We start from the raw sequence: 25,643 nt of genomic DNA, 5'->3' as shown, positions 1-25,643 counted from the left end.
GAAAGCAGCAATTTATGACCCGCTGGGTTATATTCTGATGGTCAAAATAAACAAGCCCGACTCGAAGATATCTGAATGAATCAGTCCTTATTTCATCCAGATAGATCGTTCAGGGACGACAATCCATTCAGGAGCGCACACAATGTTCAAAAATGCTTTCTCTAATCTGCAAAAGGTTGGTAAGGCGCTGATGCTGCCAGTATCAGTCTTGCCAGTCGCAGGTATTCTGCTGGGGGTGGGTGCTGCCCACTTCAGCTGGATGCCGGAAATTGTCTCCCAATTGATGGAGCAAGCCGGTGGTTCCGTATTTGGCCAGATGGCCCTGCTGTTCGCAGTGGGTGTTGCTCTGGGCTTTACCAATAACGACGGTGTATCCGGTCTGTCAGCCATCGTTGGCTACGGCATCATGGTCGCAACCCTGAAGGTCATGGCACCTGTGATGGGTGTTGAAACCATCGAAACCGGCGTGCTGGGTGGTATCCTGGCCGGTGGTATCGCTGCCTGGGCGTTCAACCGTTTCTACAAGATCCAGCTGCCAGAGTACCTGGGCTTCTTCGCGGGCAAACGTGCCGTACCCATCATCACCGGTTTCCTCTCCATCGGTCTGGGTGTGATCCTGTCCGTGATTTGGCCGCCAGTGGGTGGCGCCATCGGTGCCTTCTCTGACTGGGCTGCCAACCAGAACCCGGTACTGGCCTTCGGTATCTACGGCGTGGTTGAGCGCTCTCTGATCCCGTTCGGTCTGCACCACATCTGGAACGTACCGTTCTTCTATCAGGCTGGTACCTGCGTCAACGGTGCCGGTGAAACTGTTCACGGTATCATGACCTGCTTCCTGACTGCTGATGACGCTTCCCGCGCTGCCGGTAACGGTTTTGGTCAGCTGGCTGGTGGCTACCTGTTCAAAATGTTCGGTCTGCCTGCTGCTGCGTTCGCCATTGCTCACGCTGCCAAGCCGGAAAACCGCGCCAAGATCGTTGGTATCATGGCCTCTGCAGCCCTGACCTCTTTCCTGACCGGTATCACCGAGCCGATTGAATTCTCCTTCCTGTTCATCGCTCCGGTTCTGTACGCCATCCACGCAGTATTGGCTGGTCTGGCTTATGTGCTGACCAACTCTCTGGGTATCGTACACGGTCACACCTTCTCCAACGGCTTCATCGACTTCGTGGTGCAATCACCGCGTGCCGACAACATGCTGCTGCTGGTTGGTCTGGGTCTGGTTTACGCGGCCATCTACTACGTCGTATTCAGCTTCGTTATCCGTGCCATGAACCTGAAAACCCCGGGTCGTGAAGACGAGACTGCTGAAGAGGCCGTTGGCCAAGGCAAAGACGAAATGTCTGCTGCTCTGGTTGCCGCCTTCGGTGGTAAAGAGAACATCGCTTCTCTGGATGCCTGCATCACCCGTCTGCGTGTTGGTGTGAAAGATGTTGCCAAGGTTGACCAAGCTGGTCTGAAGAAACTGGGTGCTGCCGGTGTGGTAGTGGCTGGTTCCGGCGTTCAAGCCATCTTCGGTACCAAGTCCGACAACCTGAAAACCGACATGGACATCTGGATGAAGAGCAACTAATCCTGTTGCCTGAATATCAGCGTGTTTGAAGAGGGAGGCGAAAGCCTCCCTCTTGCTATTTCTGGTTATGGATCGTGCGAGTCGCTGTAGATCGATCTCGGCAGGAGTCTCTTTGCCCAAGGGGCGATATGTAACGGGTTGCCCAATGGTGGCCCAACAGCACAAGGTGGTGTGCTCCGCTCACCTTATCGCACGGCATTGCCAGATAACCCCATAGCCCCATAAAGCCAGCCAATAAAAAGAGCGCCACCTGGGCGCTCTTTTGTCGAGTCGGGGGGATTAGAGTTTCTCCAGATCCCGCTCGATTTCGCTGATCTTGTTCTGTACCACTTTTTCCAGATGGCGCAGGTCGCGCAGGATCTTCTGCTTGATGTCCGGGTCGGCCTGCTGATGGACGCCCTGGGTCAGGTTATCCAGCTCATCCACCACATATTTGAGGTTGGCGTTGATCTCGGTGACATCCTTGTACTCATGGGTACCGGAATCGACCAGCATGGTCTTGCGCTGGCGCGGGTATTTGAATTTGACACTCTTGGCGAAGAACTCGCCTTTCTGCTTCTTGAAGTAGATCTTGAGGATGTCGTGGTTTGCCTCCTGGCGCAGGGTATAGCTGTCGACGGAGGCGGGATCCTGGATCCCCAGGCTCTTCAGATTCTCGTACATCAGGCTTCCTCGGTTTGAAACGATCCTGTCCCATCCATCTTAACCGATGCCTCATGGCTTGCCTGTGACAGGGGCGCCAAAATCAAAAGGGCGCCATCAGGCGCCCTTTTCATCACAGCAATGCTGATTACTCGTCGATGGAGCGCAGCAGGGCGTTGATGCCGACTTTGGCACGGGTTTTGGCATCGACCTTTTTGACGATCACCGCCGCGTAGAGGCTGTACTTGCCGCACTTGGAGGGCAGGGAGCCGGAGACGACTACGGAGCCAGCCGGTACGCGGCCGTAGTGGATTTCGCCGGTTTCACGGTCATAGATGCGGGTGGACTGGCCGATGAAGACGCCCATGGAGATGACGGAACCTTCCTCGACGATGACCCCTTCAACCACTTCGGAGCGGGCTCCGATAAAGCAGTTGTCTTCGATAATGGTGGGGTTGGCCTGCAGTGGCTCCAGTACGCCACCAATGCCGACGCCGCCGGAGAGGTGGACGTTTTTACCGATCTGGGCGCAGGAACCCACGGTGGCCCAGGTGTCGACCATGGTGCCTTCGTCAACGTAGGCGCCGATGTTGACGTAGGAGGGCATCAGCACAGTGTTGGGCGCGATGAAGGAGCCTTTGCGAGCAGTCGCCGGCGGTACCACGCGTACACCGGCAGCCTTGAACTGCTCTTCGGTGTAGTTGGAGAACTTGAGGGGAACCTTGTCGTAGTATTGGGCGTCGTCGCCCTTGATGATGTAGTTGTCGTTGATACGGAACGAGAGCAGTACCGCTTTCTTCAACCACTGATGAACGACCCACTCACCGGCGATCTTCTCGGCAACCCGCGCCTTGCCGGAGTCCAGCAGGTCGATGGCTTGCAGGATGGCGGACTTGGTGGCGCTATCCACGGAGCCCGGAGTAATGGTGTCGCGGCGCTCGAAGGCCGCTTCAATGATCTGTTGCAACTCGGTCATGACAGGTTTCCTTTAAAAAATTCTGTTTGTTGTATCACACTTTTCCGACTGTTTTTAAGGGGTTGACCGGAATTCTTCCGGCCAGCGGCCATTTCTTCATCCGGTGTGCGCCAACCAGTTGTTTGGTATGGCAAAAAACGCCCGACAATCAGCCTCTTTCGAATCACCTTTCGCTTAATCCAGTACCGACTGCTGGGGATTGAGCTGGTGTACCAGTCGCTCTTCCAGCTGCAGTTGCTGCTCCGCCGTCAGTGGCTCGCCATCGAGGCTGGTCAGGCTGAAAAAGTCCTCGACCCTCTCACCGAAAGTGGCAATTTTGGCGGCGTGCAGCGACAGTCCGCACTGCTGGAAAACGGCACCGATCCGCGCCAGCAGGCCGGGGGTATCGAGGGCAGTCAGCTCCATCAGGGTGTGACGGCTCTCCCCTTTATGAGGCAGGAAGACTACCCGGGTCGGTACGCTGAACTGGCGGTGGCGCCGCGACAGCGGCTTGTTGCGCAGCACCAGCTTGCCCGGCTCCTGCAGCGCCTTCTCCAGCGCCTTCTTGATGGTGGCGGTGCGGTTGGGGCTGATGGGCTCGCCGCTCGGCTCCAGCACCACGAAGGTATCGAGCACATAGTTGCTGCGCGAGTTCATGATCTGGGCATCGTGGATGTTGAGGTTCTTCTGATCCAGTGCCGAGGCGACGGTGGCAAACAGATTCGGGGTATCGCGGCAGTAGATAAACACCTCGCTGCCTCCGCGGGTCGGGTGTTTTCCGATGATCACCAGCGGAGCCGGATTGTCACCATGCTCAATGATATGGCGGCAGTGCCAGGCGATCTGCTCCGGGCTGTGACGCAGGAAGTAGTCAGCCTTGAAATCGGCCCAGAGCTGGTTGATCGCCTCTTCCGATACATCCCGTTGCGCCAGCAGTTGCTTGGCCTGACGCTGGTTTTCGCGAATGCGCAGCCGCATGTCGGGCGGGTTCTCCAACCCTTGGCGCAGCGCCTTCTGGGTCGCGAAGTAGAGCTCGCGCAGCAGGGTGCCCTTCCAATCGTTCCACAGGGTATCGTTGGTGGCGCAGATATCGGCCACGGTGAGGCAGTAGAGCAGGTCGAGATGCTGCTCGTCGCGCACCTTCTGGGCAAAGTCGGTGACCACGTCGGGATCGTAGATATCGCGGCGCTGGGCGGTAACCGACATCAGCAGATGGTGGCGCACCAGCCAGGCGACCAGTCGGCTCTCGTAGCGATCCAGACCGTGCAGCTGGCAGAACTCCAGCGCATCGACGGCGCCGAGCTCCGAGTGATCGCCACGCCGCCCCTTGGCGATGTCGTGGAACAGGGCGGCGATGCTGAGCAGTTCCGGTTTGCGCAGCCGGGTGAAGACCTCGTGGCAGAGCGGGTGACTCTGGCGGCTGGCCGGATTGGGGAACTGGTGAATGTTCTTGAGCAGCCGGTGGGTGTGCTCATCTACCGTGTAGGCGTGGAACATGTCGAACTGCATCTGGCCGACGATCAGGTTCCACTGGGGCAGATAGGCCGCCAGAATGCCGTACTTGTGCATCAGGGTGAGCGGCAGGCCGATGCCATTGGGGTGGCGCAGCAGCGCCATAAAGAGGCGACGGCAGTCGGGCAAGTCTTGCAACCAGCAGTTGAGTTTGCGGCGTGCCTCGCGCAGTTGGCGCAAGGTGGCCGAGTGGATGCCCGCAATCTCGGGATGCTGGGCCATCTGATAGAAGAGGCGCAGGATGGCGGCTGGTTCACGGCTAAACAGCTCCGCATCCACCGCATCGATGAGGCGGCCACGAAGCTGGAACTCGTCGGAGAGGCGGCGCACATCCATGGCGGTGTTGCCGAGGATCGCCTCGTCAAACAGCTGCAGCAGCATCTCGTTGAGCTCGGAGACCCGCCGCACCGTCTGGTAGAAGCGCTTCATCATCTGCTCGACCGGAGTGTTGCCTTCCCCTTCGAACCCCAGCATCTGGGCCACGGTGCGCTGGCGATCGAACAGCAGTCGGTTATCTCCCTTGTTGATAGCCATGTGCAGGGCAAAGCGCACCTTCCAGAGAAAATTCTGGCAGTCGAGCAGTTCGCGATACTCGGCGCGGTTGAGAAAGCCGTGGCTGGTCATCTCGAACAAGGTAGTGGCGCCGAAGTGGCGGCGGGCGACCCAGGCGAGGGTCTGAATATCCCGCAGGCCGCCCGGATTGCTCTTGAGATCCGGCTCCAGCTTGTAGGCGGTGCCGAGAAACTGCTGATGACGTTCAGCCTGCTCCTGGCGCTTGGCGCGAAAGAAGGCTTCGCTTGGCCAGAAGTGCTGGGGGCCGGTGGCCTCTTTGAGCTGCTGGAATCCCTCCTGGCGACCTGTGATGTAGCGGGCCTCGATGAGGTTGGTGGCGACCGTAATATCGGCGCGCCCCTGCTCGAGACACTCCGCCACGTTGCGCACCGCCTGACCCACCTCCAGCTTGAGATCCCACAGCAAGGTGATGAACTCGCCGATCCGCAGTCCCAGCACCTCGTCCAGCTCTTCGCCGTCATAGAGGATTAGCAGGTCGATATCGGAGTGGGGGTGCAGCTCGCCGCGACCATACCCCCCCACCGCGATCAGGGTGAGGTCGCTCTTGTCAAAGCCGAATTTCTGCCACAGGCGGCAGAGCAACTGATCCATGTACTCGGAGCGGGTGGCGACCAGCTCGATGATGTTGTCGCCGGCATCAAAACGGGCGTGCAGCCAGCCGAGAAAGCGGCTCAGGTACTCTTTGCAGTTGTCGCGAGTGAGCTGGTCATCGGGTAACAAATGGGGGGAAAGCAGGCTGGCGTCCATGGCATCTCACACACAGTGGCAGGCAAACGGCTGAAACAGAAGTAAAAACCCCGGCGCTTTGGAAGTTCAGGGCCGGGGTTCGATGTTAGCTGTGTTTGATGAAGCGGTCGATAGTGTCATCGGGGCGCAGGGTGAGCACCTCGCAGCCATCATCGGTCACCAGCAGGGTGTGCTCCCACTGGGCGGAGTCGCCGCCATCCTTGGTGGTCACGGTCCAGCCATCCTTCGGATTGACCTTGCAGTGATACTTCTTGCTGTTGACCATCGGCTCGATGGTGAAGCACATGCCCGCTTTCAGCTCCAGCTTGCCACTGTTGCGGTAGTGGAGGATCTGCGGCTCTTCGTGGAACTCGGCACCGATGCCGTGACCGCAGTAGTCACGCACCACGGAGAAGCCGGCCTTCTCGACGATGGGCTGAATGACGGCACCAATCTCGGTAATGCAGGCACCCGGACGCACCTTCTTGATGGCGGCGTAGAGGCTCTCTTGCGCAACCTTGCAGAGCTGGCGGCGCAGCGGGGTGGTTTCACCCACGATGAACATGGCCGAGGTATCGCCGTGGTAGCCATCCTTGATGACGGTGATATCCAGGTTGATGATGTCGCCATCGCGCAGCTTCTTGTGATTCGGGATACCGTGGCAGATCACATCGTTCACCGAGGTGCAGATGGATTTGGGGAAGCCGTGGTAGTTGAGCGGAGCTGGAACCGCCTGTTGTACGTCGACAATATAGTCGTGGCAGAGGGTGTTCAGTTCGTCAGTGGTGACGCCAGCTTTGACATGGGGCGCAATCATGACCAGCACATCGGCGGCCAATTGGCCGGCAACGCGCATCTTTTCAATCTCTTCCGGTGTCTTGATTTTAATGGACATGGGATCTCTCTTGCGGCCTGCCACTGGGCCTGCGAGGGCAGACAGGACAGGTAATGAAAAATAGATGCGTTTGCAATCAGGGCAAAATTTTATCCGCAACCCCTGCGTACTTCCAGTGTGATTGTCATCACAACGTCAAATCGGCGTCGCAGCATCCTCTGGCGGGATCCATATTTACACCTGTTTAGGGTGTCGGCCGGTGGTGTCCTGAACAAAGTTATGGTATAAAGCGCGCCGGAATGGGGAACTTGCGTCCCGATTTCATCACCCTTACTTAAACAACACACACACATCGACACATATGCCGGGGTGCCTTAACGGGTCGGTTATATGGGATGTGTGGAGGCCTAACCCCAATACAGAGGTATAAAATGGCTAAAGTTTCTATGCGCGACATGCTGCAAGCCGGCGTTCACTTCGGTCACCAGACTCGTTACTGGAACCCGAAAATGAAATCCTACATCTTCGGTGCCCGCAGCAAAGTTCACATCATCAACCTGGAAAAAACCGTTCCGATGTTTGACGATGCCATGAACTTCATCAGCTCCGTAGCTGCCAAGAAAGGCAAGGTACTGTTCGTTGGTACCAAGCGTGCCGCGTCTGAAGCCGTAAAAGAAGCCGCTGAGCGTTGCGACCAGTTCTATGTAAACCACCGCTGGCTGGGCGGTATGCTGACCAACTGGAAAACCGTTCGTCAGTCTATCAAGCGCCTGAAAGATCTGGAAACCCAGAGCCAAGACGGTACCTTCGACAAGCTGACCAAGAAAGAGGCGCTGATGCGTACTCGCGAAATGGAAAAGCTGGAGAAGAGCCTGGGTGGTATCAAGAACATGGGCGGCCTGCCTGACGTTCTGTTCGTTGTCGATGCCGACCACGAGCATATCGCTATCAAAGAAGCCAATAACCTGGGTATCCCGGTAGTTTCCATCGTTGATACCAACTCCAACCCGGACGGCGTTGACTATGTCATCCCGGGTAACGACGACGCTATCCGTGCCGTACAGCTGTACCTGAATGCTGCTGCTGACACCGTACTGGAAGCTCGCGCTCAGGACATCGTTGTTCAAGCCGAACAAGATGGCTTCGTTGAAGCTGAGTAATTGATAAGGACTGTAAAGCCCTTATTAACCAAGCTGATGTAATTGGTTAGCAGGGGCCCTTGTGGCCCCTGTTTCTTGTCAATTCAAGACCGAGGATACTGGACATGGCAAACATTTCTGCCGCCCTGGTAAAAGAACTGCGCGAGCGCACCGCCGCTGGCATGATGGATTGCAAAAAAGCGCTGGAAGAAGCCAACGGTGATATCGAGCTGGCTATCGAGAACATGCGTAAATCCGGTCAGGCCAAGGCCGCCAAGAAAGCTGGCCGTATCGCCGCTGAAGGTGTGATCTTCGCCCGTACCGAAGGCAACGTTGCCGTCATGATCGAGCTGAACTGCGAGACTGACTTCGTTTCCAAGGATGCCGGTTTCCTGGCCATGGGTCAGAAGATCGTCGAGATCGCTGCTACCCAGAAAATCGCTGACGTTGACGCGCTGAAAGCCGCCGACTTCGGCAACGGCGAGTCCGTCGAGCTGACCATCACCAACCTGATCGCCAAGATCGGTGAGAACATGAATCTGCGTCGCGTGATGCTGGTTGAAGGTGACAACCTGGGCACCTACGTTCACGGCTCCCGCATCGGTGTTATCACCAAGCTGGTTGGCGGTACCGACGAGCTGGCCAAAGATCTGGCCATGCACGTTGCTGCCAACAGCCCGCAATTCGTCAAACCGGAAGACGTGTCTGCCGAAGTCGTTGCCAAAGAGCGCGAAATCCAGATCGACATCGCCATCAACTCCGGCAAGCCGAAAGAGATCGCCGAGAAGATGGTTGAAGGCCGCATGAAGAAGTTCACCGGTGAGGTTTCCCTGACTGGTCAACCGTTCGTGAAAGATCCTTCCATGACCGTTGCCGAGCTGCTGAAGAAAGAAGGCGCTGACGTTGTCTCCTTCACCCGTTTCGAAGTGGGTGAAGGCATCGAGAAGCAAGAGACCGATTTCGCTGCTGAAGTTGCAGCCCAAATCGCGGCCGCTCAAAAGGCCTAATCGAACCGGTTTTTCCGTTTCCCCAGACCGCGACTTATGTCGCGGTCTTTATATGACCAGGAATCAGTGACATGAGTACCAATCCCAAACCTGCATACAGACGTGTTCTTCTGAAGTTGAGTGGTGAAGCCCTGCAAGGATCCGAGGGTTTCGGCATTGATCCGGCGGTGCTGGAGCGGATGGCCCAAGAGATCAAAGAACTGGTTGAGTTGGGTGTTCAGGTCGGTCTGGTCATCGGTGGCGGCAACCTGTTCCGTGGTGCCGGTCTTGCCAAAGCGGGCATGAACCGCGTGGTGGGCGACCACATGGGTATGCTGGCAACCGTGATGAACGGTCTGGCCATGCGTGATGCCCTGCATCGTGCTTATGTGAATGCCCGTCTGATGTCTGCCATCTCCCTGCAAGGCGTCTGTGACTCCTACAGCTGGGCCGAGGCAATCAGCCAGCTGCGCGCTGGCAAAGTCGTTATCTTCTCTGCCGGTACCGGCAACCCCTTCTTCACTACCGATTCTGCGGCTTGCCTGCGCGGGATCGAGATCGAAGCTGACGTGGTGCTCAAAGCCACCAAGGTTGATGGTGTATACAACGAAGATCCGGTCAAGAATCCGGATGCCGTGCTGTATCATGAACTGAGTTATGATGAAGTTCTTGAAAAAGAGCTCAAGGTGATGGATCTTGCTGCCTTTACCCTGGCACGTGACCATGATCTGCCGATCCGCGTGTTCAACATGAACAAACCGGGTGCCCTGCGCCGGGTTGTCATGGGTGAACCGGAAGGCACTCTGATCCACCACGTTGGTAAATAAGATAAAAGTGAGCCACCTGGCGCTCTTATCCTATCCATCACGTCAGTAAATAAGATAGACACGGGCCGTGTAGCGGCTCGTTCGCCAAAAGGAAAACCACTGTGATCAACGAGATTAAAAACGACGCCAAGGACCGTATGGGCAAGAGCGTAGAAGCGCTCAAGACTCAAATGTCCAAGATCCGTACCGGCCGCGCTCACCCGAGCCTGCTCGACGGTATCCAGGTTGAGTATTACGGTGCTGCCACTCCGCTGAAACAGTTGGCCAACGTCGTGGCAGAAGATGCTCGCACCCTCTCCATCTCCATTTTTGACCGCTCCATGATCCAGGCGGTAGAGAAGGCGATCCTGACCTCCGATCTGGGCCTGAACCCGTCCAGCAATGGCCAGACCCTGCGCGTGCCGCTGCCGCCGCTGACCGAAGAGCGTCGTCGTGACCTGACCAAGATCGTCCGTGCCGAAGCTGAAAATGCCCGTGTTGCCGTGCGCAACATCCGTCGTGACGCCAACGCTGACCTGAAAGCGTTGCTGAAGGACAAAGAGATCTCCGAAGACGACGACCGTCGCGCCCAGGAAGAGATCCAGAAACTGACCGACTCCTACATCAAGCTGGTCGATGAGGCCCTTGCCGTAAAGGAGAAGGAGCTAATGGAAATCTAACCGTCTGAAAGGTATATTACGAGCGCCGTGTAGTGCCCCTGCACGGCGCTTTTGTCTTTGTGGGAGAATTACATGTCGCTTTTGGCTGCGTTGGGTGATTGTGCCAACTCGTCTTTACCCCGTCACGTCGCCATCATCATGGATGGTAACGGTCGCTGGGCCCAGAACCGAGGCAAGATGCGGGTTTATGGCCACAAGGCGGGCGTCAAGTCAGTGCGCGAGGCCGTTACCTTTGCTGCGCGTGCCAAGATCGAGGCATTGACCCTGTTTGCATTCTCCAGCGAGAACTGGCGCCGCCCGGAAGGGGAGGTCAGTGCCTTGATGGAACTGTTCATCACAGTGCTGGGTCGTGAGGTGCAGAAACTGCACAACAACGGGATCCGGCTCAAGGTGATTGGCGATACTGCTCGCTTTAGTGAGCGGTTGCAGGCCAAAATCGCCAAGGCGGAAGCCTTGACCGCCAATAACAAGGGGTTGACCCTGAACATTGCGGCTAACTATGGCGGCCAGTGGGATATCGCCCAGGCGGCCCGCAAGCTGGCTAAAGCAGTGGCGGCCGGTGAACTGGCCGCTGACGACATTGATGAATCCATGTTGACCCGCGAGGTTTGCATGGCCGATCTGCCACCCGTGGACCTGTTGATCCGCACCGGTGGCGATCATCGCATCAGCAACTTTGTGTTATGGCAGCTCGCCTATGCCGAGCTCTATTTTACCCCGGTATTGTGGCCCGATTTCAACGAGGCCGAGTTCAGTGAGGCGGTCGCCTCTTTCGTTGCCCGCGAGCGTCGCTTCGGTTGCACTGGTGAACAGATACGGGAATTGATCGCCGAGCAGCAGACCGGCTAAACCCCGCTCCCAAGAGAGAGGTTTCTTTTGCTAAAACAACGAATTATTACTGCTTTGATGTTGATCCCCCTGGTGTTGGGGGCGCTCTTCTTTCTGCCATTGAAATTTTTTGCCCTGTTGGCTGCGCTGGTGTTTTTGTTGGCCAGTCGCGAATGGAGTGGGTTTGTCTCTGCTGCTCCGCAGCAATGGTTACCCATCGTATTTTGTCTGTTGCTCGGTGCCAGCCTCTTTTGGCTGCCGGTAGAGCAACTCTGGACGCCCCATCTGCACCCCCTCGTGATGGGCGTGCTCTGGACCGCGGTAAGCTGGTGGCTGCTGGGTCTGCTGCTGGTGCTGCGCTATCCCCAAAGCGCCAAGCTGTGGAAAGAGTCTATCTGGCTCAAGTCGCTGTTTGGTCTGGTGACCCTGGTCCCTTTCTTCTGGTCGCTGGTCGCCATCCGTGGTTACAACTTTTACCATGACCCCATGATGGGCGCCTGGATCCTGTTGTTCGTGATGGGACTGGTCTGGGCGGCAGATTCTGGCGCGTATTTTTTCGGCAAGGCGTTCGGTAAGCACAAGCTGGCACCGGCTGTGAGTCCGGGCAAAACCATCGAAGGAATGTGTGGCGGCCTCTTTACCGCCAGCCTGCTGGCCATCGGCGTTACCTGGTCGATGGGATTTGTTCCTGCCAAGATGATCACCGTGCTGTTTTGCTCTCTGCTGGCGGTGCTGGCCTCCGTGCTCGGCGATCTGACCGAGAGCATGTTCAAGCGCGAAGCAGGCATCAAGGACTCCGGCACTCTGCTGCCGGGTCATGGCGGTATTCTCGACCGGATCGACAGCCTGACCGCCGCTCTGCCGGTGTTTCTGCTCAGTTATCTGCTACTCAGTCAGGAGTTTTGATGCACAAGTCACTGGTTATTCTGGGAGCCTCCGGCTCCATTGGTCAGAGTACCTTGAAAGTGCTGCGCCATAACCCGGGCAGTTGGCAAGTGTTGGCGTTGACCGCCGCCCGCAACGTGGATGCCATGTTGCGGGACTGCCTCGAATTCTCCCCCCGTTTTGCCGTGATGGTCGATGAGGATGCCGCCCGTGAACTGGCTGCCCGTCTGAAAGCGCACGGCAGTGCGACCCGGGTCATGTCTGGTGCCGCAGCCCTTTGCGAGGTTGCCGCTCACCCCGACGCCCATAGCGTGATGGCCGCCATCGTCGGTGCGGCCGGTCTGGCCCCGACCATGGCCGCGGTACGTGCCGGCAAGCGAATTTTGCTGGCCAACAAGGAGGCGCTGGTGATGTCCGGTGCTTTCTTCATGGAAGCCGTGCGCGAACATGGCGCCGAGCTGCTGCCCATCGACAGTGAACATAATGCCATCTTCCAGTGTCTGCCGACTGCCGTGCAGCGCCAGCCCGGTTTTTGCGATCTGGCGGCGGCGGGGATCAGCAAGATTTTGCTGACTGGTTCCGGCGGCCCGTTCCGTTACACCGAGATCAGCGAGTTGGCCAAGGTGACGCCGGCGCAGGCCATCGCCCATCCCAACTGGTCGATGGGGGCCAAGATTTCGGTCGACTCCGCCACCATGATCAACAAGGGGCTGGAGTACATCGAGGCGCGCTGGTTGTTCAATGCGGCGCCCGAGCAGATCCAGGTGGTGATCCACCCCCAGTCGGTGATCCACTCCATGGTGCAGTACAAGGATGGCTCCGTGCTGGCCCAGCTTGGCAATCCGGATATGTGTACCCCCATCGCCCATGCGCTGGCTTATCCCAATCGCATCCCCTCCAGTGTGGAACCTTTGGATTTCTTCAGTGTCGGAGAGTTCAGCTTTATCCGGCCTGATTACGATCGCTACCCCTGTCTGGCGTTGGCCATCAATGCCTGCCAGAAGGGACAAGCGGCGACCACTGCGCTCAATGCGGCCAACGAGGAGGCGGTTGCCGCCTTCCTGGCCGGGCGCATCGGCTTTATGGATATTGCCCGGATCAACGAGGCAGTGATGCTGGCGCTGGAGAGCAGCGCAGTCGGCTCACTCGATGATCTGTTTGCCCTGGATGGTGCGGCAAGAGCCCGTGCTCACACTTTGATTGAGGAGCTTGGCTGATGGGCGGTGTGTTGTGGAATATCGGTGCCTTTGTTGTTGCGCTGGGCCTGCTGGTCGCAGTGCACGAGTTTGGTCACTTCTGGGTGGCCCGTCGTTGTGGCGTCAAGGTTGAGCGCTTCTCCATCGGTTTTGGCAAGGCGATCTGGCGCCGGATGGGTAAAGATGGCACCGAATATGTGCTGGCGCTGATCCCCCTCGGTGGTTACGTCAAGATGCTCGATGGCCGGGTCGATGAACTCAAGCCCGGTGACGAGCAGTATGCCTTCAACCACAAGAGTGTCTGGGCGCGGATGGCGATTGTCGCCGCAGGCCCCATGGCCAACTTTGTCTTTGCCCTGTTCGCCCTCTGGCTGATGTTTATCATCGGGGTGCCGAGCGTCAAGCCGGTGATCGGTGAAGTGCGTCCGGCATCCATCGTGGCCGAGGCGGGTGTGCTGCCGGGGATGGAGATTGTCGGGGTCGGCGATGAGCAGACCGGTGACTGGGAGAGCGTCACTTACGCCCTTATCAGCCATCTGGGTGATGATGCTGTGACTCTCAAGGTGCAGGCACCCAATACCAGCTATGCCACCGATAAAACCTTGTCGCTGACCGGCTGGACCTTCGATCCGGATAAAGAGTCGCCTATCGGTAGCTTGGGGATCGTCCCCCTGAGTGGCAAAGTGCTGCCAGTCGTGGCTGCCGTGGTGGCCAAGAGTGCCAGTGAAAAGGCGGGGCTGCAGGTTGGTGATCGCATCAAGCGGGTCGGCGAGCAGGAGATCACCGAGTGGGCCCAGTTCGTCGAGTTGGTGCAACAGGCACCGGGCGAACCCCTGCAAGTGGTGGTTGAGCGCAACAACAGCGCTCTCAACGTGACCCTGACCCCGGATAGCCGCAAGGTGCAGGGCAAGCTGGTAGGATTCGTCGGTCTCTCGCCACAACTGGTTCCATTACCGGATGAATATCGAATTCTGTTACAGTATGGGCCTTTGCAGGCGCTGTGGCATGGCGCGGACAAGACTTGGAGCCTGATCACACTCACCTTTGACATGATTGGCAAGTTGATCGGTGGCATCGTGTCGCTGGACAACCTGAGTGGCCCCATCTCCATTGCCAAGGGCGCCGGCAGCAGTGCCGACTATGGTCTGGTCTATTTCTTGAGTTTTCTGGCGCTGATCAGCGTCAACCTGGGAATTATCAATCTGTTCCCCCTGCCGGTGCTCGATGGTGGCCATCTGGTCTATTTCCTGATCGAAGCGGTCACCGGCAAGCCGGTATCAGAGAAAATACAGGAAGTGGGTTTCAGGATCGGCGCCGCCATTCTGATGTTATTGATGGGCATTGCGCTGTTTAACGATTTCGCTCGCCTCTGAGGCCAGAGCATCAACAAGGACACATAAGAACAAAATGGCTGTTAAAAAAGCATTGGTGTTGAGTTGCCTGCTGGGTGCCAGTTTCCTGGCCCAGGCGGCCCCTGCCTCTTTTGTGGTGCAAGATATCCAGGTCGAAGGTCTGCAACGGGTGACCCTGGGTGCCGCACTGTTGAACCTGCCGATCCGGGTCGGTGATACCGTCGATTCCGTGGCTCTGGCCAGCGCCATCAAAAAGCTCTATGGCTCGGGTAACTTCGAGGATGTGAAGGTTTACCGTGACGGCCAGGTATTGCAGGTGATGGTCAAGGAGCGTCCGACCATCTCCAGCATCGAGTTTGCAGGCAACAAGGATATCAAAGAGGAGCAACTGACCCAGAGTCTGGAGTCCTCCGGTATCCGTGTGGGCGATCCGCTGGATCGCACCGTGCTCACCTCCCTCGAGAAGGGACTGGAAGATTTCTACTATGGCGTGGGTAAATACTCCGCCAAGGTCAAGGCCATCGTTACCCCGTTGCCGCGCAACCGGGTCGACCTCAAGTTCACCTTCGTGGAAGGGGAAGCGGCCAAGATCCAGCAGATCAACATCGTCGGCAACAGCGTCTTCCCTGAAGAGAAGTTGATTGCCCAGCTCTCCCTGCGCGACGAAGTGCCCTGGTGGAACTTCACCGCCGATCAGCGCTATCAGAAGCAGAAACTGGCCGGCGATATCGAGACCCTGCGCTCCTACTACATGGATCGCGGCTATATCCGCTTCCAGCAAGAGTCTACCCAGGTCTCCATGACCCCCGACAAGAAGGGCGTCTACGTCACCCTCAACATCAAGGAAGGGGATCAGTACAAGGTCTCCGGTGTCCAGCTCAAGGGTGACCTGATCGATCGCGGTGGCGAGATGAAGGGATTGATCCCGATCGCTGCCGGCAGCATTTACTCTGCCAGTCAGGTGACTCATACCGAAGAGGTGCTCTCCAAGTTCCTCGGCCGTTACGGCTATGCCTATCCGAAAGTGGTCACTTTCCCGCAGGTCAATGACAAGACCAAGGAAGTCGAGCTGATCGTCAACGTTGAGCCGGGCCCCCGTGTCTATGTGCGCAATATCAACTTCAGCGGTAACGCCACTACCGAAGATCAGGTGCTGCGTCGCGAGATGCGCCAGATGGAGGGCACCTGGCTCTCCTCCGACAACATCGAGCAGTCCAAGAGCCGTCTCAACCGCCTTGGCTACTTCGAGAGCGTCGAAGTGGACACCAAGCGGGTGCCGGGCAACGATGACCTGGTTGACCTCGACTTCAAGGTCAAGGAGCAGCCAGCAGGCTCCATCAACGCAGGTATCGGTTACGGTACCGAATCGGGTCTGAGCCTGCAGGCGGGGATCTCTCAGAATAACTTTATGGGTACCGGTAAAACGGTCTCCATCAACGCCAGCACCAACGACTACTCCAAGAACGTTGACCTGAGCTACAACGACCCCTACTTCACCGTAGATGGTGTCAGCTTGGGTGGTCGGGTTTACTACAACCAGTTCCGCGCCGATGATGCCGATATCGTCGATTACGAGAACGAAACCATCGGTTTCCGTCTCTCCAGCGGCTTCCCGGTCAACGAGTTCAACCGTCTCGACTTCAGTACCGGTATCGAGAGCACCAAGCTGAGTCGCCCCTCATTCAATAGCCAGAACTATCAGGAATGTCTAAAGGACAATCCGGATACTGACGGCAATACCTATTGCTGGGATCAGTGGAACGATAACCGCCAGTCGGTGCAGATGGATCAGTTCTGGAATCTCTATTCACAGGATGGTTCCAACCTCGACTTTGTGACCGTCGATGTCACCGCTGGCTGGACCCGCTCCACCCTGAACAAGGGGATGTTCCCGACCGCCGGTGACCGCCAGCGTGTCAACGCCAAGGTGACCGTACCGGGCATGGAACTGCAGTACTACAAGCTCTCCGCCGAAGATGCCCATTACTTCCCGCTCGATGCGGATCATAACTGGGTGATGATTGGCAAGGGGCGCGTCTCCTACGGTAACGGCTATGGCGATGACCCCATGCTGCCGTTCTTCGAGAACTACTATGCCGGCGGTTTCGATACGGTACGTGGCTTCAAGAGCAACACCATTGGTCCCAAGGCGATTTACAAGACCTACAACAAACCGGGGGTTGGCACTTGTACTGGCAGTCAACCTTGTGAGACCGGCAGTTATGAAGGTTCCGACACCTCGGTGGGCGGTAACGCTCTGGCCGTTGCAACACTGGAGCTGGTCTTCCCGACCCCGTTCGTCTCCGAGACCTATCGTCCGCAGATCCGTTCCACCGTCTTTATGGATGCAGGTACCGTCTGGAGCACTGATTTTGCCAACGGAGCATATCCTTGCGCCGCCGGTTCTGATTGCAACTATCTGAGCCAGGACTACTCCAGCCCGGGCAATATCCGGGTCTCTGCTGGTGTCTCCCTGCAGTGGCTCTCGCCGATGGGTCCGCTGGTGTTTGCCCTGGCCAAGCCGATCAAGAAATACGAAGGGGATCGCACCGAGTTCTTCTCCTTCAACATCGGTCGTACTTTCTAAGCAGAGTTTCGCCCCCACCCATGCGGTGGGGGTCTTCAATGATGGGACGCGCGGTATGCGTGCCTCACCAGGTAACAAGACGGTCCTAACGCCGCTTGCATAATCGGGTAAATCAGGTAGCCCTCGCCATGAGGGAACAAGGAGTAAGTGTGAATAAAGCGTTGAAAGTAGCTGGTTTGAGCTTTGCACTGATGGCTGCCGGCATGGGTTCTGCCTTCGCTGAGACCAAGATCGCCGTGGTTGATATGGGCGAAGTCTTCCAAAAGCTGCCCCAGCGTGAAGCCGTTGCAGCCAAGCTGAAAGGTGAATTCGAGCCGCGTATGCGTGAGCTGCAAAAGCTGGAACAGGAAGGCCAGAAGCTGGTCGAGAAGTTCCGCAAGGATGAAGCCTTCATGAGCGCCGAGCAGAAGAAGCAGAACCAGGAGAAGCTGGCCAAGCTGCAGATGGAGTTCAACCAGAAGCGTCAAGCCTTTGAGCAGGACAACGGTCGCCGTCAGTCCGAAGAGCGCAACAAGATCCTGACCAAGGTGCAGGCTGCCATCGATTCCATCGCCAAGAGCAATGGTTACGATCTGGTGCTGGAGCGCAATGCCGCCCCGTATGCCGCCAGCAAGCTGGACATCTCCGGCCAGGTTATTTCTCAGGTAAGCAAGAGCAACTAATTGATGGCATTCACTCTCGCACAGCTGGCCCAGCAACTGGGGGCCCAGGTCCATGGCGACGGAACCCTGGAAATCCGCAAGGTAGCGACACTGGAAAAGGCCGGGGAGGGGGATATCACCTTCCTGTCCAACAAAAAGTACCGGCACTATCTGGAGCAGAGCAAGGCGACCGCCGTGCTCATTACAGAAGCGGATCTGCCATTTTGTCCCACCAATGCCCTGGTGCTCAAAGACCCCTATGTGGGCTTTGCCCGGGTAGCCCAACTGCTGGACACCACCCCGCAGCCGGCCACGGATATCCATCCGAGCGCCGTTATCGCGGCTGACGTGCAACTGGGCGAGAGAGTGGCTATCGGCGCCAATGCAGTGATCGAATCCGGCGTCGTGCTGGGTGACGATGTACGCATTGGCCCGGGCTGTTTTGTTGGCAAAAATACCCGGCTGGGAGCGCGCTCCCGGCTGTGGGCCAACGTTACCCTCTATCACAATGTGACCATGGGCACCGACTGTCTGGTTCAATCCGGCACAGTGATCGGCGCCGATGGTTTCGGTTATGCCAACGAGCGTGGCGAGTGGATCAAGATCCCCCAGCTCGGCGGTGTGACTATTGGCAACCGGGTCGAGATCGGTGCCTGTACCACCATTGATCGCGGTGCGCTGGAAGATACCCGCATCGCTGACAACGTCATCATCGACAACCAGTGCCAGATCGCCCACAACGTGGAGATCGGCTATGGCACCGCCGTGGCGGGCTCTACCGTGATGGCTGGTAGTCTCAAGGTCGGCAAATACTGTATCATTGGCGGCGCTTCCGTCTTTAACGGGCATATGGAGATCTGCGACCAGGCCACCGTTACCGGTATGGCCATGGTGATGCGACCCATTACCGAGCCCGGTGTCTACTCTTCCGGCATCCCTCTGCAAACCAATAAAGAGTGGCGCAAAACCGCCGCCCGGGTGATGCGTATCGAAGAGATGCACAAGCGGTTAAGCAAGCTTGAGAAGAAGCTGGATCAAGAATAATCACGATTGGTATAGGGTACTGTTTTGACTACTGAAAAGAAGAGCCTGGGTATCCAGGAAATCATGGATCTGCTGCCCCACCGTTATCCGTTTCTGATGGTGGATCGTGTAGACGACTACGAGATCAGCGATGAGCGCAAAACCCTGCGTGCCATCAAGAACGTCTCGTTCAACGAGCCGATCTTCCAGGGGCACTTCCCGGCCAAGCCGGTGTTCCCGGGCGTACTGATCCTGGAAGCCATGGCACAGGCCACTGGTATCCTGGCCTTTACCATGGTGGGCAAGCCGTCTCCCAACGAACTCTATTATTTTGCCTCAATCGACAACGCTCGTTTCAAGCGTCCGGTCGGCCCCGGTGACCAACTGGTGCTGGACGTGGAGTTCCTGAAAGAGCGTCGCGGTATTGCCAAGTTCACCGGTGTCGCTACCGTCGACGGTGAAGTGGTCTGTACCGCCGAGCTGATGTGCGCCAAACGCGAGGTTTAACACACGTGATCGACCAGACTGCCATCATTCACGATACTGCCATCGTCCATGAGTCTGCCGTGATCGGTAAAGGGGTTGAAATCGGCCCCTTTTCTGTCATCGGCGCCGAGGTGGAAATCGGTGACAACACCTGGGTAGGTTCCCATGTGGTGATCAAGGGCCCGACCAAGATTGGTCGCGGCAACAAGATCTTCCAGCACACCTCCATCGGTGAGGATTGCCAGGACAAGAAGTACGCCGGTGAGCGCACCTTCCTCGAGATTGGCGACAACAACGTCATTCGCGAGAACTGCACCTTCCACCGTGGCACCATTCAGGATCAATCCCTGACCAAGGTGGGCAGCGGCAACCTGTTCATGGTCAACGTTCACGTTGCCCACGACTGCATCATCGGTGACAACTGCATCTTCGCCAACAACGCGACCCTGGCGGGCCACGTGGTGATCGGTGACTTCGTGATCTTTGGTGGTCTCTCCGCCATTCACCAGTTCGGTCGCGTCGGTTCCCACGCCTTCGTCGGTGGCTGCGCCGCCCTGAACAAGGACGTACCGCCTTACGTGATGGCTGCCGGCAACTACGCCAAGCCGTTCGGGGTCAACTCCGAAGGTCTGCGTCGCCGCGGTTTCAGCGCCGAGGCCATCTCTGCCGTCAAGCGTGCCTACAAAGAGATCTTCCGCTCCGGCAAGACCATCGAAGAGGTGCTGCCGGTGCTGATCGAGATGGCGCAAGCCGAACCGGCCGTCCAGCTCTATGTGGACTTCCTCAAAGATAACGAGCGCGGGATCATCCGTGCCTGATCCGGTTCGTATCGGTATCGTCGCCGGAGAAGTCTCCGGCGACATTCTGGCTGCCGGTCTGGTGCGTGAGCTGCAAGCCCGCTACCCGGATGCGCAGTTTGAAGGGATCGCCGGGCCGCGGATGCAGGCCCTCGGCGTCAAGGCCCTGTTCGAGATGGAAGAGCTCTCCGTCATGGGGATCACCGAGGTGCTGGGCCGTCTGCCGCGCATCCTCAAGGTCCGTCGCGAACTGCTGCGCCACTTTATTGCCAATCCGCCCGATATCTTCATCGGCGTGGATGCGCCGGATTTCAATATCGGAGTGGAGCTGAAACTGCGCCGCGCCGGTATCAAGACGGTTCACTATGTCAGCCCCTCTGTGTGGGCCTGGCGCCAGAACCGCATTCACAAGATCAAGGCCGCCACCGACATGGTGCTCGCCTTCCTGCCGTTCGAGAAAGCCTTCTACGACAGCTTCGACGCCCCTTGCCGTTTTGTCGGTCATACCATGGCGGATGATATTCCATTGGTGCCGGATCAGGCCGCCGTGCGTCGCAACCTCGGTATCGATGCCAATCGCCGCTGGCTGGCAGTACTGCCGGGCAGCCGCACCGCAGAAGTGGGCTTTATGTCCCCCCTGTTTCTCGAGGCGTGCAAACACCTGACGGTGCGCTATCCGGATCTCGGCTTCATCGTGCCGCTGGTCAACCAGAAACGGCGCGAGCAGTTTATGGCCATCAAGGCTGAGGTAGCGCCGGGTCTCGACATGGTGCTGCTGGAAGGGCAGGGCCGCGAGGCGATGATCGCCGCCGACGTGGTGATGCTGGCCTCCGGCACTGCGGCGCTCGAAGCCATGCTGGTGAAAAAGCCGATGGTGGTGGGCTACAAGCTCAAGCCCTTCAGCTACTGGCTGGCCCAGCGACTGGTGAAGACCGAATTTGTCTCTCTGCCCAACCTGCTCGCCGGTCGCATGCTGGTGCCGGAACTCATCCAGCACGAGTGTACCCCGGAGAATCTGGTGGAAGAGGTGAGCAAGTACTTCGAGCACGACAACAGTGCGCTGGTCAACACCTTCACCGAGCTGCATCAGCTGATCCGCTGCAATGCCGACTCGCAGGCCGCCGATGCGGTGGCGGATCTGCTCGGCAGGTAGCAGCGGTAGGTTCGATTAGCCGCGCTGCGGCGTAATCGGACGATCGCGTCACTGTGTCGCCGAACGCTCACCTAACTAATACATGTCCAGGGAACGTTCGAATACGCTTCGCTATTCGAACCTACCTTCCTTGTTTTGATTCAAGGCTACAAGATGATGATCGATATTCCTGACGACAAGCTGGTTGCCGGTGTGGACGAAGTGGGTCGTGGCCCCCTGGTGGGTGACGTGGTCACCGCTGCGGTCATTCTCGATCCCGCCAATCCGATCGCGGGGCTCAACGACTCCAAGAAGCTCTCCGAGAAGAAGCGCCTCGCCCTGTTTGACGAGATCAAAGAAAAAGCGCTCGCCTGGTCCATCGGTCGCGCCACTCCGGAGGAGATCGACGAGCTCAACATCCTGCATGCCACCATGCTGGCGATGCAGCGAGCCGTGGCGGGGTTGAAGGTCACCCCCGAGCTGGTCTTCATCGATGGCAACCGCTGTCCGGCGCTGCCGATGGAAGCGCGCGCCGTGGTCAAGGGCGATAGCCTGGTGGCCGCCATCAGCGCCGCCTCTATCCTCGCCAAGGTGACCCGCGACGGCGAGATGACCGAGCTGGACAGCCGTCATCCCGAATATGGTTTTGCCCGTCACAAGGGTTATCCGACTGCGGAGCACCTCGCCATTCTGGCCGAGCGTGGCCCGTTGCCAGAATATCGCAAGAGCTTCAAACCGGTGCGCCGCGCACTGGGGATCGAGTAGACCATGTCATTTAGTTTGAGCAGCGAGAGGAGATGACGATGGCTGACCCCCGTTTTATCCACCTGCGAGTCCACTCCGACTTCTCCATGGTCGATGGCCTGCAGAAGATCAACCCCATCGTCGGGGCGGCTGCGGCCAACAACATGCCGGCGCTGGCGCTGACCGATCAGATGAACATGTGTGGTCTGGTGCGCTTCTATGGCGCAGCCCACGGCAAGGGGATCAAACCCATCGTCGGTGCCGACTTCTGGGTGCAGAGCGATGAGCTCGGCGACGAGCAGTTCCGTCTCACCCTGCTAGCCATGGATAACGACGGCTACCAGAACATCACCCTGCTTATTTCCCGCGGTTACCAGCGCGGCCACGTGCAGGGTCGTCCGGTTATCGACAAGAGCTGGCTCGCCGAGCATGCCAAGGGGGTGATCGTCCTCTCCGGTGGCCGCGAGGGGGATGTGGGCAAGTTCCTGCTCAAGGGCAACCGGCAGATGACCGAGCAGTGTGTCGCCTTCTATCAGACCCACTTCCCCGATGCCTACTATCTCGAACTGCTGCGCACCGGTCGACCCGACGAAGAGGTCTATCTGCACATGGCGGTGGCCATCGCTACCGAGTTCGAGCTGCCAGTGGTCGCCACCAACGAGGTGGTGTTCCTCAACGCCGATGACTTCGATGCACACGAGATCCGGGTTGCCATCCACGATGGCTATACCCTGATGGACAAACGCCGTCCCCGTCGCTACAGCCCCCAGCAGTACCTGCGCAGTCAGGAGGAGATGGCGGAGCTGTTTGCCGATATCCCCGAAGCGCTGGAAAACACGGTGGAGATCGCCAAGCGCTGCAACGTGACGGTGCGTCTTGGCGAGTACTTCCTGCCCAACTTCCCGACCGGCGACATGACCACCGAAGATTTTCTGGTGGCCAAATCGAAAGAGGGTCTGGAGGAGCGTCTCGAGTTTCTGTTCCCGGATCCGGCGGTGCGGGCCGAGCGCCGTCCCGAGTATGACGAGCGTCTCGATGTCGAGCTGAAAGTGATCAACCAGATGGGCTTCCCGGGTTACTTCCTCATCGTGATGGAGTTTATCCAGTGGTCCAAGGACAACGGCATCCCCGTTGGTCCGGGCCGGGGGTCGGGGGCAGGCTCTCTGGTGGCCTACGCCCTCAAGATCACCGATCTGGACCCGCTGGAATTTGACCTGCTGTTCGAACGTTTCCTGAACCCCGAGCGGGTATCCATGCCCGACTTCGACGTCGACTTCTGCATGGACCGACGCGATGAGGTGATCGAGCACGTCTCCGACATGTACGGCCGGGAGGCGGTCTCCCAGATCATCACCTTCGGCAGCATGGCGGCCAAGGCGGTGGTGCGGGATGTGGGCCGGGTGCTGGGTCACGCCTACGGCTTTGTCGATCGTATCTCCAAGCTGATCCCGCCGGATCCGGGCATGACGCTCGCCAAGGCATTCGAGGCCGAGCCCAAGCTGCCCGAGCTCTACGAGCAGGATGAGGAGGTCAAAGACCTCATCGATATGGCCCGCCGCCTGGAAGGGGTGGTGCGCAACGCCGGTAAACACGCTGGTGGCGTGGTGATCGCGCCCACCAAGATCACCGACTTTGCGCCGCTCTACTGCGATGACGAGGGTCATCACCCGGTCACCCAGTTCGACAAGAACGATGTGGAGTACGCCGGGCTGGTGAAGTTCGACTTCCTGGGTCTGCGCACTCTCACCATCATCGACTGGGCGCTCGGCATGATCAACCCGCGTCTTGCCAAAGAGGGCAAGCCGCCGGTCGATATCGCCGCCATCCCCATTGATGACAAGAAGTCGTTCGACCTGCTGCAGCGCTACGAGACCACGGCGGTATTCCAGCTCGAATCCCGCGGCATGAAGGATCTCATCAAGCGGCTGCGCCCCGACTGCTTCGAAGACATGATCGCACTGGTGGCCCTGTTCCGACCGGGCCCGCTCCAGTCTGGCATGGTGGATAACTTCATCGACCGCAAGCACGGTAATGAAGCGATCTCCTATCCGGACGAGAAGTGGCAGCACGAGAGCCTGAAACCGATTCTGGAACCGACCTACGGCATCATCCTCTATCAGGAGCAGGTGATGCAGATCGCCCAGACCCTGGCGGGTTATACGTTGGGTGGTGCGGATATGCTGCGCCGGGCGATGGGTAAGAAAAAGCCCGAGGAGATGGCCAAGCAGCGGGCTGGTTTCGAGGAGGGGGCCGTCAAGAATGGCGTCGACGGCGAATTGGCGATGAAGATCTTCGATCTGGTGGAGAAGTTTGCGGGCTACGGCTTCAACAAATCCCACTCCGCTGCCTATGCGCTGGTCTCCTACCAGACCCTCTGGCTCAAAACCCACTTCCCGGCCGAGTTTATGGCGGCGGTGATGACCGCCGATATGGACAACACCGACAAGATCGTGACCCTGGTGGACGAGTGTCAGCGGATGGGGCTCACCGTGATCCCGCCGGATGTGAACACCGGCCGCTATCGCTTCTCGGTCAACGAAGATGGCCATATCGTCTACGGGATCGGGGCGGTGAAAGGGGTGGGTGAAGGCCCTATCGACGCTATCCTCAGCGCCCGGGATCAGGACGGCCCGTTCCGCGATCTGTTCGACTTCTGTAACCGGGTCGATATCAAGAAGCTCAACAAGCGGGTGATGGAGAAGCTGATCCTCTCCGGCGCCATGGATCGGCTCGGCCCCCACCGCGCCGCCCTGATGGCAACGCTGGAGGAGGCGATGCGTGCCGCCGAGCAGCACGCCAAGGCGCAGGCGGTGGGGCAGGTCGACATGTTCGGCGTGCTCACCGAAGAGATTGACGACGTCAAGAAGGCGTTTGCCAACGTGCCGCACTGGCCTGACAAGGTGTGGCTGGAAGGGGAGCGCGAGACTCTCGGGCTCTATCTCACCGGCCACCCCATCAACCAGTACAGCAGCGAATTGCGTCGTTATACCTCGGGTCGCCTGTGCGATCTGCATCCCACCTCCCGCGATACCGTGACCACGGCGGCTGGGCTGGTGATTGCGGCCCGCAGCATGGTGACCAAGCGTGGCAACAAGATGGGGATCTTCACTCTGGACGACCGTTCCGGTCGCCTCGATGTGACCCTGTTCAGTGAAGCGCTGGAAAAATATGAAGAATTGATGCAAAAAGACCGCATTTTGGTGGTTTCTGGACAGGTCAGCTTTGATGACTTCTCCGGTGGCCTTAAAATGTCGGCCCGTGAATTACTGGATATCAACGATGCGAGGGAGCGTTTTGCCAGAGCAATTCGCATCTCCCTTGATGAACAGCGTATCGATGATCGCTTTTTTCCGCGTTTGTGCGAGATTTTGGAGCCCGCCCGTGCCGGAGTCTGTCCGGTTCAGGTAAACTATCGTCGCCCCGGTTCCCGGGTGCGATTGACGCTCGGTACCGAGTGGCGGGTGACGCCCACCGATCAACTGTTAGATGACTTGCGCGTCCTGCTTGGGCGAGAGCGGGTCGAGTTGGTTTTTGATTAGAGGTTC

General features: G+C 58.1%; 21 protein-coding genes. 17 read left to right on the top strand and 4 right to left on the bottom strand.

Translation table 11 applies throughout. The annotated features are described in order from the left end of the window. Positions 1-142 precede the first annotated feature (142 nt). Positions 143-1,573 (top strand): PTS glucose transporter subunit IIBC, encoded by a 1,431-nt coding sequence (gene ptsG / locus LRL22_RS03425; RefSeq protein WP_005338586.1) that lies wholly within the window; start codon positions 143-145, stop codon positions 1,571-1,573. 279 nt (positions 1,574-1,852) lie between these two features. On the opposite strand, the gene LRL22_RS03420 is transcribed toward ptsG, so the two are convergent. The 4 genes from LRL22_RS03420 to map all read right to left on the bottom strand — a co-directional run bounded on the left by LRL22_RS03420 (position 1,853) and on the right by map (position 6,876). Continuing rightward, positions 1,853-2,236, bottom strand: coding sequence for a DUF3461 family protein (locus LRL22_RS03420; RefSeq protein WP_005338583.1), 384 nt, complete (start codon positions 2,234-2,236; stop codon positions 1,853-1,855). Positions 2,237-2,363: 127 nt separating this feature from the next. Next, positions 2,364-3,191 carry a 2,3,4,5-tetrahydropyridine-2,6-dicarboxylate N-succinyltransferase gene (gene dapD, locus LRL22_RS03415; RefSeq protein WP_270904724.1) on the bottom strand — a complete coding sequence of 276 codons (828 nt, stop codon included), beginning with the start codon at positions 3,189-3,191 and terminating at the stop codon, positions 2,364-2,366. A gap of 174 nt (positions 3,192-3,365) precedes the next feature. Further along, positions 3,366-6,002, bottom strand: coding sequence for a bifunctional uridylyltransferase/uridylyl-removing protein GlnD (glnD, locus tag LRL22_RS03410; RefSeq protein ID WP_270904723.1), 2,637 nt, complete (start codon positions 6,000-6,002; stop codon positions 3,366-3,368). Positions 6,003-6,087: 85 nt separating this feature from the next. Beyond that, the gene (map, locus tag LRL22_RS03405; RefSeq protein WP_021229216.1) at positions 6,088-6,876 is read right to left on the bottom strand and encodes a type I methionyl aminopeptidase; all 789 of its coding nucleotides are present in this window, start codon (positions 6,874-6,876) and stop codon (positions 6,088-6,090) included. A gap of 371 nt (positions 6,877-7,247) precedes the next feature. Here map and rpsB point away from each other — a divergent pair, with 371 nt between their 5' ends. The 16 genes from rpsB (at position 7,248) to dnaE (ending at position 25,637) form a co-directional block, all read left to right on the top strand. After that, entirely contained in the window at positions 7,248-7,976 is a 729-nt protein-coding gene (gene rpsB, locus LRL22_RS03400; protein WP_005303470.1) for a 30S ribosomal protein S2, read from the top strand. A gap of 104 nt (positions 7,977-8,080) precedes the next feature. Next, entirely contained in the window at positions 8,081-8,962 is an 882-nt protein-coding gene (tsf, locus tag LRL22_RS03395) for a translation elongation factor Ts (protein ID WP_010673404.1), read from the top strand. Between the two features lie 71 nt (positions 8,963-9,033). Continuing rightward, the gene (pyrH, locus tag LRL22_RS03390; protein ID WP_005338577.1) at positions 9,034-9,768 is read left to right on the top strand and encodes a UMP kinase; all 735 of its coding nucleotides are present in this window, start codon (positions 9,034-9,036) and stop codon (positions 9,766-9,768) included. 101 nt (positions 9,769-9,869) lie between these two features. Beyond that, on the top strand, positions 9,870-10,427 hold the full coding sequence (gene frr, locus LRL22_RS03385; protein ID WP_005338576.1) for a ribosome recycling factor: 558 nt from the start codon (positions 9,870-9,872) through the stop codon (positions 10,425-10,427). Between the two features lie 72 nt (positions 10,428-10,499). Then, entirely contained in the window at positions 10,500-11,276 is a 777-nt protein-coding gene (gene uppS / locus LRL22_RS03380; protein ID WP_005338574.1) for a polyprenyl diphosphate synthase, read from the top strand. A gap of 27 nt (positions 11,277-11,303) precedes the next feature. Beyond that, positions 11,304-12,161, top strand: coding sequence for a phosphatidate cytidylyltransferase (locus LRL22_RS03375; protein ID WP_026034918.1), 858 nt, complete (start codon positions 11,304-11,306; stop codon positions 12,159-12,161). Continuing rightward, a complete protein-coding gene (gene ispC / locus LRL22_RS03370) occupies positions 12,161-13,357 on the top strand; it encodes a 1-deoxy-D-xylulose-5-phosphate reductoisomerase (protein ID WP_005338569.1) in 1,197 nt (398 codons plus the stop codon). Before LRL22_RS03375 ends, ispC begins: the two co-directional genes overlap by 1 nt. Next, entirely contained in the window at positions 13,357-14,709 is a 1,353-nt protein-coding gene (rseP, locus tag LRL22_RS03365; protein WP_270904722.1) for a sigma E protease regulator RseP, read from the top strand. Before ispC ends, rseP begins: the two co-directional genes overlap by 1 nt. 34 nt (positions 14,710-14,743) lie before the next feature. Continuing rightward, the gene (bamA, locus tag LRL22_RS03360) at positions 14,744-17,275 is read left to right on the top strand and encodes an outer membrane protein assembly factor BamA (protein WP_270904721.1); all 2,532 of its coding nucleotides are present in this window, start codon (positions 14,744-14,746) and stop codon (positions 17,273-17,275) included. 149 nt (positions 17,276-17,424) lie between these two features. Further along, positions 17,425-17,937, top strand: a complete 513-nt coding sequence (locus LRL22_RS03355) for an OmpH family outer membrane protein (RefSeq protein ID WP_005338563.1) — start codon at positions 17,425-17,427, stop codon at positions 17,935-17,937. A gap of 3 nt (positions 17,938-17,940) precedes the next feature. Further along, positions 17,941-18,960 (top strand): UDP-3-O-(3-hydroxymyristoyl)glucosamine N-acyltransferase, encoded by a 1,020-nt coding sequence (lpxD, locus tag LRL22_RS03350; protein ID WP_005338561.1) that lies wholly within the window; start codon positions 17,941-17,943, stop codon positions 18,958-18,960. Positions 18,961-18,984: 24 nt separating this feature from the next. Then, positions 18,985-19,446 (top strand): 3-hydroxyacyl-ACP dehydratase FabZ, encoded by a 462-nt coding sequence (fabZ, locus tag LRL22_RS03345; RefSeq protein ID WP_005338559.1) that lies wholly within the window; start codon positions 18,985-18,987, stop codon positions 19,444-19,446. A 5-nt stretch (positions 19,447-19,451) separates the two neighbouring features. After that, positions 19,452-20,243: an acyl-ACP--UDP-N-acetylglucosamine O-acyltransferase gene (gene lpxA / locus LRL22_RS03340; RefSeq protein ID WP_005338557.1), complete on the top strand. Its 792-nt coding sequence runs from the start codon at positions 19,452-19,454 to the stop codon at positions 20,241-20,243. Further along, on the top strand, positions 20,236-21,375 hold the full coding sequence (lpxB, locus tag LRL22_RS03335; protein WP_252655997.1) for a lipid-A-disaccharide synthase: 1,140 nt from the start codon (positions 20,236-20,238) through the stop codon (positions 21,373-21,375). The genes lpxA and lpxB overlap by 8 nt, the downstream gene beginning before the upstream one ends. 153 nt (positions 21,376-21,528) lie before the next feature. After that, positions 21,529-22,119 carry a ribonuclease HII gene (rnhB, locus tag LRL22_RS03330; RefSeq protein WP_064337095.1) on the top strand — a complete coding sequence of 197 codons (591 nt, stop codon included), beginning with the start codon at positions 21,529-21,531 and terminating at the stop codon, positions 22,117-22,119. Positions 22,120-22,157: 38 nt separating this feature from the next. Beyond that, positions 22,158-25,637 (top strand): DNA polymerase III subunit alpha, encoded by a 3,480-nt coding sequence (dnaE, locus tag LRL22_RS03325; RefSeq protein ID WP_270904720.1) that lies wholly within the window; start codon positions 22,158-22,160, stop codon positions 25,635-25,637. Positions 25,638-25,643: the final 6 nt, after the last annotated feature.

This window comes from Aeromonas sp. PI_26, assembly GCF_027854445.1.
GTDB lineage: Bacteria > Pseudomonadota > Gammaproteobacteria > Enterobacterales > Aeromonadaceae > Aeromonas > Aeromonas veronii.
The sequence above is the reverse complement of the archived record's forward strand: the minus strand, read 5'-3'. Positions and strand labels throughout refer to the sequence as shown.

What these genes read in the sequence shown, in the direction of transcription:
- ptsG (WP_005338586.1), top strand. Translation starts at nt 143, where the DNA reads ATGTTCAAAAATGCTTTCTCTAATCTGCAAAAGGTTGGTAAGGCGCTG.
- LRL22_RS03420 (WP_005338583.1), bottom strand. Translation starts at nt 2,236, where the DNA reads ATGTACGAGAATCTGAAGAGCCTGGGGATCCAGGATCCCGCCTCCGTC.
- dapD (WP_270904724.1), bottom strand. Translation starts at nt 3,191, where the DNA reads ATGACCGAGTTGCAACAGATCATTGAAGCGGCCTTCGAGCGCCGCGAC.
- glnD (WP_270904723.1), bottom strand. Translation starts at nt 6,002, where the DNA reads ATGGACGCCAGCCTGCTTTCCCCCCATTTGTTACCCGATGACCAGCTC.
- map (WP_021229216.1), bottom strand. Translation starts at nt 6,876, where the DNA reads ATGTCCATTAAAATCAAGACACCGGAAGAGATTGAAAAGATGCGCGTT.
- rpsB (WP_005303470.1), top strand. Translation starts at nt 7,248, where the DNA reads ATGGCTAAAGTTTCTATGCGCGACATGCTGCAAGCCGGCGTTCACTTC.
- tsf (WP_010673404.1), top strand. Translation starts at nt 8,081, where the DNA reads ATGGCAAACATTTCTGCCGCCCTGGTAAAAGAACTGCGCGAGCGCACC.
- pyrH (WP_005338577.1), top strand. Translation starts at nt 9,034, where the DNA reads ATGAGTACCAATCCCAAACCTGCATACAGACGTGTTCTTCTGAAGTTG.
- uppS (WP_005338574.1), top strand. Translation starts at nt 10,500, where the DNA reads ATGTCGCTTTTGGCTGCGTTGGGTGATTGTGCCAACTCGTCTTTACCC.
- ispC (WP_005338569.1), top strand. Translation starts at nt 12,161, where the DNA reads ATGCACAAGTCACTGGTTATTCTGGGAGCCTCCGGCTCCATTGGTCAG.
- rseP (WP_270904722.1), top strand. Translation starts at nt 13,357, where the DNA reads ATGGGCGGTGTGTTGTGGAATATCGGTGCCTTTGTTGTTGCGCTGGGC.
- bamA (WP_270904721.1), top strand. Translation starts at nt 14,744, where the DNA reads ATGGCTGTTAAAAAAGCATTGGTGTTGAGTTGCCTGCTGGGTGCCAGT.
- lpxD (WP_005338561.1), top strand. Translation starts at nt 17,941, where the DNA reads ATGGCATTCACTCTCGCACAGCTGGCCCAGCAACTGGGGGCCCAGGTC.
- rnhB (WP_064337095.1), top strand. Translation starts at nt 21,529, where the DNA reads ATGATGATCGATATTCCTGACGACAAGCTGGTTGCCGGTGTGGACGAA.
- dnaE (WP_270904720.1), top strand. Translation starts at nt 22,158, where the DNA reads ATGGCTGACCCCCGTTTTATCCACCTGCGAGTCCACTCCGACTTCTCC.